Origin of the sequence: Silvania hatchlandensis (genome assembly GCF_025564065.1) — a bacterium.
Classification (GTDB): Bacteria; Pseudomonadota; Gammaproteobacteria; order Enterobacterales; family Enterobacteriaceae; genus Enterobacter; species Enterobacter hatchlandensis.
Window position 1 is genome coordinate 105,674 of record NZ_JAMGZK010000036.1, and the last position, 14,131, is coordinate 119,804.

The window sequence follows — 14,131 nt, forward strand, 5'->3', positions numbered from 1 at the left end:
ATGAGATTATCGGGTTTACCTGAACAACTGGCTCGTGAGGGGCATCGGCGGCTGTTGGTGCTGAGCGGGGATGAGGTCTGGACCCAACAGCAGGCGCTGGCCCTGCGCGATGCCCATCCCGGCGACTGGCTTTGGGTGGGCGATAACGCCCCCGTGGCTGACGCCTGTTCGCCCCAGGCGCTGCATCAACTGCTGGGCCGCGAGTTTCTGCATGCCATCTTCGATGCCCGCCGCGGTTTTGACGTCTCGGCGTTCGCCGCCGCAGGCGGTACGCTGCGGGCCGGTAGCCTGCTGGTGTTGCTGGTTCCTGACTTTGCCCGCTGGGCTGACCAGCCCGACCGCGATTCACTGCGCTGGAGCGACAGTCCACAACCCATCGTCACCCCACATTTTATTCATCACTTCTGCCGCCACATCGCCCGCGATCCACAGGTACTGCTGTGCCAGCAGGGGCAACCATTTACTTTATTGTCCACCCCAGCAGCGCCCGACTGGCACCCCGCCAGCGGCGAGCCGCAGAGTGAGCAGGCCGCGATCCTCGACAACCTGACCCAGATGCCCGAGGGCGTGGCTGCGGTGACCGCCCCGCGCGGGCGCGGCAAATCGGCCCTGGCGGGTATGCTGCTGCAGCGTATACCGGGCAACGCCCTTGTGACGGCACCCGCCCGCGCCGCGACCGAGGTTATTGCCCGCTTTGCCGGCGAGCGCTATCACTTTATGGCACCTGACGCGCTGTTGGCCTCGACTCAGGTGGCTGACTGGCTGATCGTTGATGAAGCCGCCGCCATTCCCGGCCCGCTGCTGGCGCAGCTGGTGGCGCGCTTCCCTCGCGTGCTGCTGACTACCACGGTGCAGGGCTATGAAGGGACCGGCAGAGGCTTTTTACTGAAATTCTGTGCCCGCTTTGCCGGGCTACGCTACTTCACCCTCTGTGCGCCGGTGCGCTGGGCGGCGGGATGCCCGCTGGAGCGCATCATCGCCGAGGTGCTGCTGTTCGATGACGAGCCCGACGACACCACACCTCAGGGGCCTGTTCAGTTTACGCCGCTGGAGCAGGAGGCCTGGAGCCAGGCACCCGCGTATCCGGCAGCGGTCTATAAGCTGCTGTGTGCGGCCCACTATCGAACCTCGCCGCTCGATCTGCGGCGGATGATGGACGCGCCGGGGCAGCATTTCGTCGCTGCCCGTGCCGGTGAGACGGTCTGCGGTGCGCTGTGGCTGGTGGAGGAGGGCGGGTTAAGCCCGGCCCTCAGTCAGGCGGTATGGGCAGGCTATCGTCGTCCGCGCGGCAATCTGGTGGCGCAGTCGCTGGCCGCGCACGGAGGTTCACCCCAGGCGGCCGCGCTCACCGCCCGACGGGTGACCCGCGTGGCGGTGCATCCTGCCCGCCAGCGCGAAGGGATTGGCCAGGCGTTGGTCGCCAGCGCCAGTCAGTTGGCGCAGACGGACTACCTTTCCGTCAGCTTCGGCTATACCGACGAACTGTGGCGCTTCTGGCAGCGCTGTGGTTTTGTGCTGGTGCGGATCGGCGGCCACCGGGAGGCCAGCAGCGGGTGCTACACGGCGATGGCGATGCTGCCGCTCAGCGAAGCGGGACGAGCGCTTTGCCAGCGTGAGCATCAGCGGCTCTGTCGCGATGCATCCATTATTGAGTACTGGAACGGTGAAAAGATCCCGGTAGCGGCAGGTGGGGAGTCTACCCTTAATGATGATGACTGGCTGGAGCTGGCCGGGTTTGCCTTTGCGCACCGTCCGTTCTCCGCCGCGGTCGCCAGCCTGACGCGACTGCTTCTGGCTACCTCTCTGCCGCTGGCGGGGCTGCGCGGCAAAATCGAATCGGGGCTGGACGATGCGGCTCTGAGTCGTGTCCTGAAGCTGAGCGGACGTAAAGCGTTGCTGGCCCATTTGCGCAGTGAAACGGGCGCAGCGCTGGCGCAGCATGACGATGAACGGGCCCGGCAGCTGCAATCTACGATTTTGCAATGGCAATTTTTTCAATGACTTCATCAGTAAACCGGCATGTTCATTCTGTTTGTCAGGCGTAAAATTCAGCCTATCAATTAAGGAGATCGCCATGAAACATGACCATTTTATTGTCCAGAGCCCCGCACAACCGGCCAAACAGCTGCTGTTGCTGTTTCATGGCGTCGGCGATAACCCGGTCAACATGGGACAGATCGGCAGCTGGTTTGCGCCGCAGTTCCCGGATGCGTTGGTCGTGAGCATCGGCGGCGTAGAGCAATGCGGGCCAACGGGCCGCCAGTGGTTTTCAGTGCAGGGCGTAACGGAAGAGAACCGTCAGGAGCGCGTGAATGCAATCATGCCGGTGTTTATCGATACAGTACGTTACTGGCAGCAGCAAAGCGGCGTAGCAGCAAATGCTACCGCGCTGATCGGTTTTTCGCAGGGTGCAATCATGGCGCTGGAGAGCGTGAAGGCCGAGCCGGAGCTGGTGTCGCGCGTAATTGCGTTTAATGGCCGCTACGCGACCTTACCTGAACGCGCCACGACTGCGACCACCATCCATCTGATTCACGGCGGTGAAGACCGGGTGATTGAGCTGTCCCATGCGGTGGCCGCTCAGGAAGCGCTTATCCGCGCGGGTGGCGATGTGACGCTGGATATTGTTGATGAGCTGGGACATGCCATTGACGATCGCAGTATTCAGTTCGCACTGGATCACCTGCATTTTACCGTGCCGAAGCACTACTTCGATGAAGCGCTTAGCGGCAGCAAGCCGAAGGACGACGATATTATCGAGTTTTTGTAGGGGATGACCCTCTCCCCGGCAGGGGAGAGGGATAACGTCTTACTTCTTCTGGTCTTTCTTCGGCCAGTCGTCTTCATCATCCCATTTATCGTTAAAGTCACGATGCGGGGGAAGTTCGGGTTTGTTGGCGAGGAATTTCTTGTGATCAACGCGCTTGAGATCCTTGATCACGTTCAGCAGTACGCCTACCAGAAAAACCAGCACCAGAATCCACCAGTATTTAGCCAGCCAGTCCATTCGCTTATCCTTCTTCAGGGCAATCGTCAGGCGACGAGTTGCTCCATAATACGTTGATACATACGGGCCAGCAGTTGCAAATCAGCTGCATTCACGCATTCATTGATTTTATGAATCGTGGCATTAACCGGCCCAAGTTCCACCACCTGCGCACCCATGCGCGCAATAAAGCGCCCGTCAGATGTGCCGCCCGTGGTCAGCAGTTGCGGTTTAATTTCATTATAGTGCGCGATAGCGTTAACCACCGCATCAACCAGCTTACCGCGTCCGGTGAGGAACGGCTGACCGGATAACCACCAGTCAACGCTGTAGCGCAGCTGATGCTTCTCCAGCAGCGCCGCCACGCGAGCTTTGATCATCTCGTCGGTCAGTTCGGTGCTGAAGCGGAAGTTAAACTGCACAAACAGATCGCCGGGGATCACGTTGTTGCTGCCGGTACCCGCCTGCATGTTGGCAATCTGCATGCTGGTTGGCGGGAAGTATTCATTGCCCTTGTCCCACTCGATCCCGACCAGCTCGTTGAGCATCGGAGCCGCGCGGTGAACCGGGTTATCGGCAAGGTGCGGATAGGCCACGTGACCCTGCACGCCGTGAATGGTCAGGTTACAGGTGATAGAGCCGCGACGGCCATTTTTCACTACGTCACCCACCACTTCGGTGCTCGACGGTTCACCGACAAGGCAGTAGTCGAGGCGTTCGTTACGCGCCATCAGCGTTTCGACCACTTTCACCGTACCGTTTTTGGCGCTGGCCTCTTCATCGGAGGTTATCAAAAACGCCAGACGGCCTCTGTGATTCGGGTGTTGCTCAACAAAACGTTCTGCGGCAACTACCATCGCTGCCAGCGAACCTTTCATGTCCGCCGCGCCGCGACCAAACAACATACCGTCGCGGATCGTCGGTTCGAAAGGGGGATTGATCCAGCGGTCGGCATCACCTGCCGGCACCACATCAGTATGTCCGGCAAACGCCAGCGTTTCGCCCTGACCGCGCCATGCCCAGAAGTTTTGCGTATCGCCAAAATCCATGGGTTCGACGGTGAAACCAATCGCCCGCAGGCGTTCGATCATCAGAGCCTGACAACCCGCATCGTCCGGGCTCAGGGAGGGGCGGCGAATAAGCTGCTGAGTCAGCTCAATGACCGGGCATGACATAGACTACACCTCAATAAAATAGGTTTGGTATTGGGATTCTTTGAAACCCAGCAGCATAGGCTTACCGGGCGCCCAGAGCAATGGGCGTTTGATGATTGCCGGCATTTCAATCATCAAGGCAGCGGCGCTGTCGGCAGTAGTGATGCTGCTGCGCACGGTTTCATCCAGCTTGCGCCAGGTGGTGCCGCGGGTATTCAGCAATGCTTCCCAGCCCAGCTCGGCGATGAATTTTTGTATTAGTTCCGCATCAAGGCCGTCAACGCGATAGTCGTGAAAACGGTAATCAACGTGGTTATCCTCAAGCCAGCGACGGGCTTTTTTTATGGTGTCGCAGTTTTTGATGCCGTAGAGGGTGATCATGGTGAATCCTTTTGTCTTAAATAGCGATGAATTGCTCAGTGTTTTCGATGATGCAGGGAGGAAAAAATATAACACATTTGTTTTATAACATTATTTAATATTCATGATTAATGCAGAAATCACCCCTGTTATGAATATTCTCTCATCGTAAACGCATAGCTGCTCAGAAACAAAATACCCTGTAAAACAGTTGATAATTAAAGTGTTCATCCTAAATAGTGGTTGTTTCAAAATATTGCAGTGCGTCACATAAAATTTATGAGCTTAGACGCATAGTTAGTACAAGCCAGTCGTACCAAGGGAGGTAGGCGACCACCACTGATTAAAACCTCTTCACAATGATGATATATTCTCGTAGAATGCCGATAATAATAAGAGAGGTAGTTATGATTGAACGTGAACTGGGGAACTGGAAAGATTTTATCGAAGTCATGCTTCGTAAATGACATTCTTGAAGAATTGCAAGAGCACTTAATTAGCAAAATAACGATAGTGTGTAAATAAACACACAAAAAAGGCGCCTGGTTGGGGCGCCTTTTTTATTTGCTGAAGATTATTGTGGCCGCTCTTTTAGCGGAAAACGACGGCGCACCAGCACAAAGAACAGCGGGACAAAGTAAATGGCGAGAATGGTCGCTGAAATCATCCCGCCTATCACACCGGTCCCGACCGCGTGCTGGCTGCTGGAACCCGCGCCGGAGCTGGTGGCCATCGGCAGTACGCCGAAGACAAACGCCAGCGAGGTCATCAGGATCGGGCGCAGGCGTTGACGACAGGCTTCAAGCGTTGCCGACAGCAAGTCCTGACCCTGTTCATTCCGCTCGTTGGCAAATTCCACGATCAGAATAGCGTTCTTCGCCGACAGACCAATAACCGTCAACAACCCTACCTGGAAGTAGACATCATTTTCCAGACCACGCATCCAGGTGGCGAGCAGGGCACCGATCACCCCCAGCGGTACCACCAGCATTACCGAGAACGGCACCGACCAGCTTTCATACAGCGCGGCCAGGCACAGGAACACCACCAGCAGCGACAGGGCATACAGCGCCGGGGCCTGCGCCCCGGAAAGGCGTTCCTGATAGGACATCGCGGTCCACTCCAGGCCAAACCCGGCCGGAAGCTGCTGCACCAGATTTTCCATCACGTCCATCGCGGTTCCGGTACTGACCCCTGGTGCGGCCTCCCCGACGATCTCTACCGCCGCATAGCCGTTGTATCGCTCCATGCGTGGTGAACCCGTCTCCCAGCGCGAGGTAGCAAAGGCCGAGAAGGGCACCATGCCGCCATCGTTGTTGCGCACATACCATAAGTTGATATCGTCCGGCAGCATGCGGTATTTGGCATCGGCCTGCACGTAGACCTTCTTCACGCGCCCTCTGTCCATAAAATCATTCACGTAGCTTGAGCCCCAGGCGGTTTGCAGCGTGTCGTTGATATCGTCAATCGATACCCCCAGCGCCTGCGCCTTACGCTGGTCGATATCGACCTGCAGCTGCGGGCTATCGTCCAGACCGTTGTGGCGCACGCGGGTCAGGGAAGGCTCTTCACCCGCCAGCTCCAGCAGCCGGTCGCGCGCGGCCATCAGTGCGATGTGTCCGGCTCCGGCGTGATCCTGCAGCTCCATATCAAACCCTGCCGAGCTGCCGAGCCCGCTAATCGCCGGGGGACTGCTGGCAAAGACGCGCGCCTCTTTGATGTGGCTAAAGGCTTTGGTGGCGCGCTCGATAATGGCGAATGAGCTGCCGGTGTCCGGGTCACGTTGATCCCAGTCTTTCAGGCGCACAAACATGCGCGCGACGTTCTGGCCGTTGCCGCCAGGACCCGATCCCACGGTGGCGAACACCGACAGGACGGTATCTTTCTCTTTGGTGGAGAAGTACGACTCAACCTGCTCGACCACTTTCAGGGTCTGCTGTTGCGTAGAACCGCTCGGCAGCTGCACGGAGGTGATAAACATCCCCCGGTCCTCCAGCGGCAGGAACGAGGTCGGCAGTCGCAGGAACAGGAAGATCATCCCGCCGAGCAGCAGTACGTAGATAAATATCCAGCGCAGGCTGCGCTGCAGAATGCGGCCCACGCCCGCTTCGTAACGCGCGGCGCTGCGGTTAAACATGCGGTTGAACCAGCCGAAGAAGCCTTTCTGACCGTGCTGCTCGCCTTTGTGCAGCGGTTTGAGCAGGGTGGAGCACAGGGCAGGGGTGAGGATCATCGCCACCAGCACCGACAGCACCATTGCCGAAACAATGGTGATGGAGAACTGGCGGTAAATGGCGCCCGTCGTCCCGCCAAAGAAGGCCATCGGCACAAACACTGCGGACAGCACCATCGCGATACCGACCAGCGCCCCCTGGATCTGCCCCATCGACTTGCGCGTGGCCTCGCGCGGTGAGAGTCCCTCTTCGCTCATGATGCGTTCGACGTTCTCCACCACCACGATGGCGTCATCCACCAGCAGGCCGATCGCCAGCACCATCGCAAACATGGTGAGGGTATTGATGCTGTAGCCAAAGGCGTACAGCACCGTGAAAGTGCCGAGCAGCACCACCGGGACGGCAATGGTCGGGATCAGGGTGGCGCGGAAGTTTTGCAGGAACAGGTACATCACGAGGAACACCAGCGCGATGGCCTCAAGCAGGGTTTTGACTACATCCTCGATGGAGGCTTTCACGAAAGAGGTGGTTTCGTAGGCGACTTTATATTCCAGCCCGTGCGGGAAATAGTGCGACAGCTCGTCGAGACGGTTGATGACCTGCTCCGCCGTTGCCATCTCATTGGCACCTGAGGCCAGCTTGACCCCCAGCCCGGATGCCTGCTTGCCGTTAAAGCGGCTCAGGTAATCGTATTTTTCTGCCCCCATTTCCACCGTGGCAACATCGCCAAGGCGCACTTCCGACCCGTCCTGGTTAACGCGCAGGGTGATGTCGCGGAACTGCTGCGGCGTTTGCAGCAGCGACTGGGAGTTGATGGTGGCATTCAGCGCCTGCTTATCGACGGACGGCGTCCCGCCCAACTGGCCAACGGCTATCTGCGCATTTTGCGATTCGATGGCGTCGGTCACGTCTTTCGCCGTCATCTGGAAACTGTTCAGCTTCTCCGGATCGAGCCAGATGCGCATCGAATACTGCGAGCCGTAGGCGTCAATATCCCCCACGCCGTTAATGCGGCTCAGCGGATCCTGAATATTACTGGCCACGTAGTCGGCGATATCCTGCTTATCCATCGAGCCGTCGGTGGAGACAAAGGCGATGGTCAGGATGTTGGTATCACCGGTTTTACGCACCGTCACGCCCTGGTTTTGCACCGCCTGCGGCAGCTTGCGCATCGCGGACTGAAGCTGGTTTTGCACCTGCTGTACCGCTTCATCCGGATCGGCACCCGCGGTAAAGCTCAGGGTGACCGTTGCCTGGCCGGTGGCGCTGCTCTGGGACGACATATACATCAGGTTATCGAGGCCGGTCATGTTCTGCTCAATGACCTGGGTGACGGTGTTCTCCAGCGTTTGTGCGGAGGCGCCAGGATAGTTGGCCGTGATGCGCACATTAGGCGGGGCCAGCTCCGGGTACTGCTCAACGGGGAGTGAAAGAATAGCCAGTGTACCCGTCAGGCATAACAAAATTGCCAGCACCCAGGCAAAAATGGGGCGATCGATGAAAAAATTCGCCATTAAAATGAGACCTCGTTTTGCTGCGCATCGCGATGATAGATTGCCGCCTCACTCTAGCGGCAACGTGGGTGTCAAACGTGGAGAAATAAAGGAGATAATGTAAATTATCATGCGTCTTTACTGTTATTTACCGGCGAGTGGAAGCTGACATTCACCTGGGTGCCGCCGTCCGGTGGCTGCGAGAAGTGCAATGTGCCTCCGAGCCGCCCGGCGCGCTCGCGCATAATGTTCAGGCCGTAGTGGCCTGGCGGCTCGCTGGCATCGCCGATGCCAATCCCGTTATCACGGATATACACAGTATGGACGCCCTCCGGGGCGGTGGCGCAGCTGACGGTGATCTCGCTGGCCTGCGCATGTTTAATGGCATTCAGCACCGCCTCACGCACAATCTGCAGTAAATGCACCTGCTTGTGCGCATCCAGCGCCAGCGTCGAAAGCCGACAGTCAAGGTGCAGTCTGGCACGGGTCTGATTCTGCAGGCTATCCATCGTCTCCTGCAGCGCGGCGGGCAGGTTGGCCTGGTTCAGCGTCAGACGGAAGGTGGCCAGCAGCTCGCGCAGCTGTTGATAGGCGGAGTTCAGCGCCTGAGAAAAATCAGTAATGATGTTTTGCGCCGGGAGATTCTCCGGCGGAACCGCATGCTTAAGCAGCGTCAGCTGGATGCGCAGGTATGAGAGCACCTGCGCCAGCGAGTCGTGCAACTCCCGGGCAATGATGGCGCGCTCCTCCATCAGTAGCAGCTGATGGTAGTGCTTCTGCGCCTGGTTAAAGTAGATCCCGCGTCCGAGCAGGATCGCGACGTTTTTCATCAGCGGCAGCGACACTGCGCTCTGATCGCTCTGCCAGCGCAGCTCGCCGAAGCGGGTCTCCAGCATCACCACCGGCAGGGTCTGCATCTCAAGTTCGCCAGAGGCGCTGCCTTCCTGCAGCTGCCAGTCATCGCTGGCGTGCAGCGCCACATAGCGCATCCCGGCGTACTCCTGCACGATCTGCAGAACATGGCGAAAACAGTGGCTGTCGATCTGGCTGGTATTCATCGCCTGCGAGCACTTAAACAACATCTCCAGCTGCTGGTGGGCTTCATGCAGGTGGCGGGTTTTCTCCTCAACCGAACTTTCCAGCGAGCGGTACAGCGTGTGCAGCTCGGCCGACATGTGGTTAAAGGTGCGTGACAGCAGGCCCAGCTCGTTCGGCAGGTCGCTGTCCGGCACCGGGTGATCGAAGCGGCCCTGTTCAATCTGCTGGCTGGCGGCGACCAGATGCGTGAGCGGGGCTACCACCTGTCGGCGGATGCGGCGCAGGGTGAGAAACGCCAGCAGACAAATAGCGAGCCCGCCCGCCAGTGAAATGGCGACCACCAGCTGGATCTTATGCTCGGCGTAGTGTTGTAAAGAGAGAACAAAAGCGTCGATCCGCCGCACATATTCGCTGATGTGGCTCTGATACCAGCGGTAATCACCCTGGGCCAGCTTTTGATCCACCGTCTGCCAACTGAGCTGCAGCTGGCGATAGCGCTGCTTCACTTCGTTTGGCACATACCAGCGGTCCAGGCTCTGAAGGGCAGGGGCGTCCAGCGTCTGCTGCCAGGCCAGACGATGTGCCGCCAGATCGTTGTCACCACGTTGGATCTCGTAACCCAGCCGATAGCTCTGCATTCGCAGCGAGCCCGCCAGGTTGATCGCTTCGGCATCGCGCTGGCTGCTGGCGAGGGTAAACAGCGCAATCGCACCGGTCAGCAGGGACAACACAATAATCGAGAACAAAGCCCGGGCGAGGCTTCGTGAAACGGGCTGTTTAACGGTCACAAATAGCATCCTGAGCTGAGTGCGGTCCTGTCCTGGCGAGAGTATCGCCAGATTTCGAAACGTCATTTTAACCGCAATGAAATTAATTGATCTGCCACAGGTTCAGGCGAAATAGTTCGCTTTCCTGGGCAATTGAACATTGCCTGATACCGTTGCGGTCGGTAAATACAATATTCATATAAAGAATAAGGTTATGGAAGTCTGGTCGAGTATCTTATGAATCATTTTATCATGGCGAACAGCCAGCAATGTATTGGATGTCGTGCCTGCGAAGTGGCCTGCGTGATGGCTCACCACGACGAGCAGCATCCCCTCAACCCGCGCCATTTTACCCCGCGCATCACCGTGGTCAAAGAAGGCAACAGGCACAGTGCCGTGGCCTGCCATCACTGTGAAAACGCCCCGTGTGCGCAAAGCTGTCCGAACGGCGCGATCGCCAGAACCCGCGACAGTGTGCAGGTGGACAGCCAAAAATGCATCGGCTGCAAAGCCTGCGTGGTGGCCTGCCCGTTTGGCACCATGGAAATTGTGACTACCTTAGAGGCGGCCACCGCGCAGAAGTGCGATTTGTGCCTGGACCGCCCGCAGGGCCCGGCCTGCGTCGAAAACTGCCCGGCGGATGCCTTGTCGCGTGTTACCCCGGACAGCCTCAATCAGCTGGCCCGCACCCGGCGTCTGCGCACGGCCCGTCATGAGGCGCAGCCGTGGCAGACCCGCGCGGGTATCAGCCCGGTGGGCATCAGCAAACGCGAGCAGATGTCTGCTCTGCCGCCGCGCGGTGAGCCAGATAAGCTTTCCCCGGCGGCCCGGGCGAATAACTTTGCCGAAATCTACCTGCCGTTTCGCCCGGAGCAGGCGCACCGTGAGGCCGAACGCTGCCTGAAGTGCGGCGAGCATTCAGTGTGTGAATGGACCTGCCCGCTGCATAACCCTATTCCCCAGTGGGTTGAGCTGGTGCTGGCGGGAAACATCGACGCCGCCGTCGAGCTCTCTCATCAGACTAACTGTCTGCCGGAAATCACCGGCCGGGTCTGCCCGCAGGACAAGTTGTGCGAAGGGGCCTGCACGGTGCGCGACGTCGCCGGTTCGGTGACCATCGGTAACATTGAGCGCTATATCTCCGACCAGGCGCTGGCGAAAGGCTGGCGACCGGATCTGAGCGGCGTGCAGCCGGTGGATAAACGCGTGGCGATTATTGGTGCCGGGCCTGCCGGGCTGGCGTGCGCCGACGCGCTGATCCGTCGCGGCGTCAGCGTAACCGTGTTTGACCGTCATCCAGAGATCGGCGGCCTGCTCACCTTCGGCATTCCGGCGTTTAAGCTGGATAAATCTCTGCTGGCACGTCGTCGGGAGATTTTTACCGCAATGGGTATCCGCTTCGAACTGAACTGCGAAGTGGGAAAAGACGTTCCACTTGCAGAGCTGCTGAGCGACTACGATGCGCTGTTTGTCGGCGTGGGCACCTACCGGTCGATGAAAGCCGGGATCCCGCATGAAGACGCACCGGGCGTGTACGATGCGCTGCCGTTCCTGGTGGGCAATACCCGCCAGCTGATGGGGCTGACCTCTTCGGCAGAAGAACCCTTTGTCGATACCGCCGGGCTGAACGTAGTGGTGCTGGGGGGCGGCGACACGGCGATGGACTGCGTGCGCACCGCGCTGCGTCACGGGGCGACGAATGTCACCTGCGCCTATCGTCGGGATGAAGCCAATATGCCAGGCTCGAAAAAAGAGGTCAAAAACGCCAAAGAAGAAGGTGCGGTGTTTGAATTTAACGTCCAGCCGGTGGAACTGGTGCTCGACGATGCCGGGCGCGTCAACGGCATCCGCCTGCTGCGCACCCGTCTTGGGGAGGCTGATTCGCAGGGCCGCCGCCGCCCGCAACCGATCCCCGGCAGCGAGTTTGTGATGCCGGCCGATGCGGTGATCATGGCCTTTGGCTTTAACCCGCACGCGATGCCCTGGCTGCAGGCGCAGGGCGTCGAGGTCGATGACTGGGGACGGATTGCCGCCAGCGTCGACAGTCGCTTCCGCTATCAGACCAGCAATCCGCAGATTTTTGCCGGTGGCGACGCGGTACGTGGAGCGGATCTGGTGGTGACCGCCATGGCAGAAGGGCGGCACGCTGCCCAAGGGATCGCCGACTGGCTGGGGGTAAAAGCACCCGCCGCCCATTGATCCGACGGACGACAAAATGGGCTTCACCGCGTAGTATGGCGTTAATGCCTTGCGCTATGGAGCCCGTATGTCCCTGAAAATTGACCTGATTAAAGATAAAGTCCTGTCTGAAAACTATTTTGTTCTGCGCAACGTCACCTACGATCTGACCCGCAGCAATGGCGAGGTGATCCGCCACAAGCGTGAGGTGTACGATCGGGGTAACGGCGCCACCATCCTGTTGTACAACCGCGAGAAAAAGAGCGTGGTGCTGATCCGCCAGTTCCGCGTTGCCACCTGGGTCAATGGCAACCTTGAGGGGCGGCTGATTGAGACCTGCGCCGGGCTGCTGGATGACGACGAGCCTGAAGTCTGTATCCGCAAAGAGGCCGTCGAAGAGACAGGTTTTGCCGTGGGCGACGTGCGTAAAGTCTTTGAGCTGTATATGTCCCCTGGCGGCGTGACGGAAATCGTTCATTTCTTCATTGCGGAATACAGCGAGGCGCAGCGCACCAGCGCGGGCGGCGGCGTAGAAGATGAAGATATCGAGGTGCTTGAACTGCCCTTTGCTCAGGCATTAACGATGATACAAACGGGTGAAATACGCGATGGCAAAACGGTGATATTATTACAATATTTGCAGGGCTCCGGGCTAATGGCTTGATCTTATTGAGCTTAAAAAGATGCATTTTGGATAAATCTATCCGATAAATCCGATTGAGCAACCCCGTCCTGAGCAGGAAGATAGCGTCTGTCTGTCTGTCCCGTATGCTTCCAGGATCGTGCTATTCATGCGTCACTGCGTTTTTCTTACTTTCATGCTCTGCATGCTGCCTGCGTCTTTTGTTCAGGCGGCACCGGCACAGCAGTCGTTTACTGACTGGCAGGTTACCTGCAACAACCAGAATTTTTGCATTGCACGTAATACCGGTGAGCATAACGGGCTGGTCATGACCCTGAGCCGCAGTGCGGGTGCCAAAGCCGACGCGGTACTGCGTATCGATCTCGGCGGGCTGTCGACCCCCGATCCGAAAGAACCTGCCATCGCTCCCCGCTTGCGTCTTGACGGAGAGCCGCTCCCGCTGGATGCCAGGCTTTGGCAGATCGCCCCGTGGCGTCTGACCACGGACAATCCCACCCTCATCACTGCCCTGTTAACCACGCTCCAGCAGAAAAAAGCGATCACCCTTGATAAGGGCAAGCAGACGCTCTCGCTGAACGGGCTGAAAGAGGCCATCCAGTTTATCGACGCCCAGCAAAAACGCGGCGGGAGTGAAACTGCGTGGATCAATAAAGGCGACGAGCCGCCGCTGAGCGTGCCGCCCGCGCCTGCGCTGAAAGAGGTGGCGTTGGTCAACCCGACGCCGACCCCGCTGTCGCGCGAGGAGCGCAGCGATCTGGTCGATTACGGTACCTGGAGGATGAATAACAGTCAGTGTTCCCTCGATCCGACGCGTCGGGAAGTGCGGGTGACGGCGTTAACGGATGACAAAGCGCTATTGATAATCAGCTGCGAGGCGGGTGCCTATAACACGGTGGACTTAGCCTGGCTGGTGTCGCGCAAAAAACCGTTCGCGTCCCATGCGGTGCGCCTGCGGCTGCCGTTTATTGCCTCCAGCGAAAGCAGCGACATGGAGCTGATGAACGCCAGCTTTGATGAGAAGAGCCGCGAGTTGACCACTCTGGCACTGGGGCGCGGGATTGCCGACTGCGGGATCCAGACGCGCTGGCGCTTTACCGGCCAGCGTTTTCGCCTCGTGCGCTACGCCGAAGAGCCGAGCTGCGATAACTGGCATGGGCCAGATGCCTGGCCCACGTTGTGGATCACCCGATAATAAAAGCAAAACGGCAACAAGGTTGTAATGCCAGTCAGTTAAGCAACTGACTGGCCCTTTTTCGGGGCTGTGGTGTACCTCCAGGGCCTCTCCTTTACCACCCTCGGGAAGGCCCTTTCCCTTCTTGTCGGCAGCCTGACCATCTG

General features: G+C 58.6%; 12 protein-coding genes. 6 read left to right on the forward strand and 6 right to left on the reverse strand.

Translation table 11 applies throughout. The features are described from left to right. Entirely contained in the window at positions 1-2,001 is a 2,001-nt protein-coding gene (locus M8014_RS02840) for a tRNA(Met) cytidine acetyltransferase TmcA (protein WP_271281035.1), read from the forward strand. Positions 2,002-2,074: 73 nt separating this feature from the next. After that, complete coding sequence (ypfH, locus tag M8014_RS02845; protein ID WP_271281036.1) at positions 2,075-2,770, forward strand: esterase; 696 nt, start codon at positions 2,075-2,077, stop codon at positions 2,768-2,770. Positions 2,771-2,809: 39 nt separating this feature from the next. Here ypfH and M8014_RS02850 read toward each other — a convergent pair whose 3' ends face one another. From M8014_RS02850 to M8014_RS02860, 3 genes are read right to left on the reverse strand one after another with little or no spacing between them, the layout of a single operon-like run. After that, positions 2,810-3,007: a YpfN family protein gene (locus M8014_RS02850; protein ID WP_039029679.1), complete on the reverse strand. Its 198-nt coding sequence runs from the start codon at positions 3,005-3,007 to the stop codon at positions 2,810-2,812. A 26-nt stretch (positions 3,008-3,033) separates the two neighbouring features. Next, complete coding sequence (gene dapE / locus M8014_RS02855; protein WP_271281037.1) at positions 3,034-4,161, reverse strand: succinyl-diaminopimelate desuccinylase; 1,128 nt, start codon at positions 4,159-4,161, stop codon at positions 3,034-3,036. 3 nt (positions 4,162-4,164) lie between these two features. After that, positions 4,165-4,521 carry an ArsC family reductase gene (locus M8014_RS02860; RefSeq protein WP_271281038.1) on the reverse strand — a complete coding sequence of 119 codons (357 nt, stop codon included), beginning with the start codon at positions 4,519-4,521 and terminating at the stop codon, positions 4,165-4,167. Between the two features lie 386 nt (positions 4,522-4,907). Between M8014_RS02860 and ypfM the strand changes: the two genes are divergently transcribed. Beyond that, complete coding sequence (gene ypfM / locus M8014_RS02865) at positions 4,908-4,967, forward strand: protein YpfM (RefSeq protein WP_001386977.1); 60 nt, start codon at positions 4,908-4,910, stop codon at positions 4,965-4,967. Between the two features lie 107 nt (positions 4,968-5,074). Here the strand turns inward: ypfM and acrD are convergent, their stop codons facing one another. Together acrD and narQ are read right to left on the reverse strand one after the other, a co-directional pair. After that, positions 5,075-8,188 (reverse strand): multidrug efflux RND transporter permease AcrD, encoded by a 3,114-nt coding sequence (gene acrD / locus M8014_RS02870; RefSeq protein WP_271281039.1) that lies wholly within the window; start codon positions 8,186-8,188, stop codon positions 5,075-5,077. 107 nt (positions 8,189-8,295) lie between these two features. After that, positions 8,296-9,993 carry a nitrate/nitrite two-component system sensor histidine kinase NarQ gene (gene narQ / locus M8014_RS02875; protein ID WP_271281040.1) on the reverse strand — a complete coding sequence of 566 codons (1,698 nt, stop codon included), beginning with the start codon at positions 9,991-9,993 and terminating at the stop codon, positions 8,296-8,298. Between the two features lie 216 nt (positions 9,994-10,209). On the opposite strand from narQ, the gene aegA reads away from it, so the two are divergent. From aegA to M8014_RS02890, 3 genes are all read left to right on the forward strand, one after another. Further along, positions 10,210-12,171 (forward strand): formate-dependent uric acid utilization protein AegA, encoded by a 1,962-nt coding sequence (gene aegA / locus M8014_RS02880; RefSeq protein WP_271281041.1) that lies wholly within the window; start codon positions 10,210-10,212, stop codon positions 12,169-12,171. A gap of 67 nt (positions 12,172-12,238) precedes the next feature. Beyond that, a complete protein-coding gene (gene nudK / locus M8014_RS02885) occupies positions 12,239-12,814 on the forward strand; it encodes a GDP-mannose pyrophosphatase NudK (protein ID WP_271281042.1) in 576 nt (191 codons plus the stop codon). 127 nt (positions 12,815-12,941) lie between these two features. Beyond that, positions 12,942-13,985, forward strand: a complete 1,044-nt coding sequence (locus tag M8014_RS02890; RefSeq protein ID WP_271281043.1) for a DUF1176 domain-containing protein — start codon at positions 12,942-12,944, stop codon at positions 13,983-13,985. Positions 13,986-14,023: 38 nt separating this feature from the next. On the opposite strand, the gene M8014_RS02895 is transcribed toward M8014_RS02890, so the two are convergent. Next, positions 14,024-14,131 (reverse strand): hypothetical protein (locus M8014_RS02895; protein WP_271280592.1); only part of this gene is annotated, 108 nt, incomplete at its 5' end.

Coding starts and splice junctions, on each gene's coding strand:
- M8014_RS02890 (WP_271281043.1), top strand. CDS start 12,942: ATGCGTCACTGCGTTTTTCTTACTTTCATGCTCTGCATGCTGCCTGCG.
- M8014_RS02840 (WP_271281035.1), top strand. CDS start 1: ATGAGATTATCGGGTTTACCTGAACAACTGGCTCGTGAGGGGCATCGG.
- dapE (WP_271281037.1), bottom strand. CDS start 4,161: ATGTCATGCCCGGTCATTGAGCTGACTCAGCAGCTTATTCGCCGCCCC.
- acrD (WP_271281039.1), bottom strand. CDS start 8,188: ATGGCGAATTTTTTCATCGATCGCCCCATTTTTGCCTGGGTGCTGGCA.
- nudK (WP_271281042.1), top strand. CDS start 12,239: ATGTCCCTGAAAATTGACCTGATTAAAGATAAAGTCCTGTCTGAAAAC.
- M8014_RS02860 (WP_271281038.1), bottom strand. CDS start 4,521: ATGATCACCCTCTACGGCATCAAAAACTGCGACACCATAAAAAAAGCC.
- aegA (WP_271281041.1), top strand. CDS start 10,210: ATGAATCATTTTATCATGGCGAACAGCCAGCAATGTATTGGATGTCGT.
- M8014_RS02850 (WP_039029679.1), bottom strand. CDS start 3,007: ATGGACTGGCTGGCTAAATACTGGTGGATTCTGGTGCTGGTTTTTCTG.
- ypfH (WP_271281036.1), top strand. CDS start 2,075: ATGAAACATGACCATTTTATTGTCCAGAGCCCCGCACAACCGGCCAAA.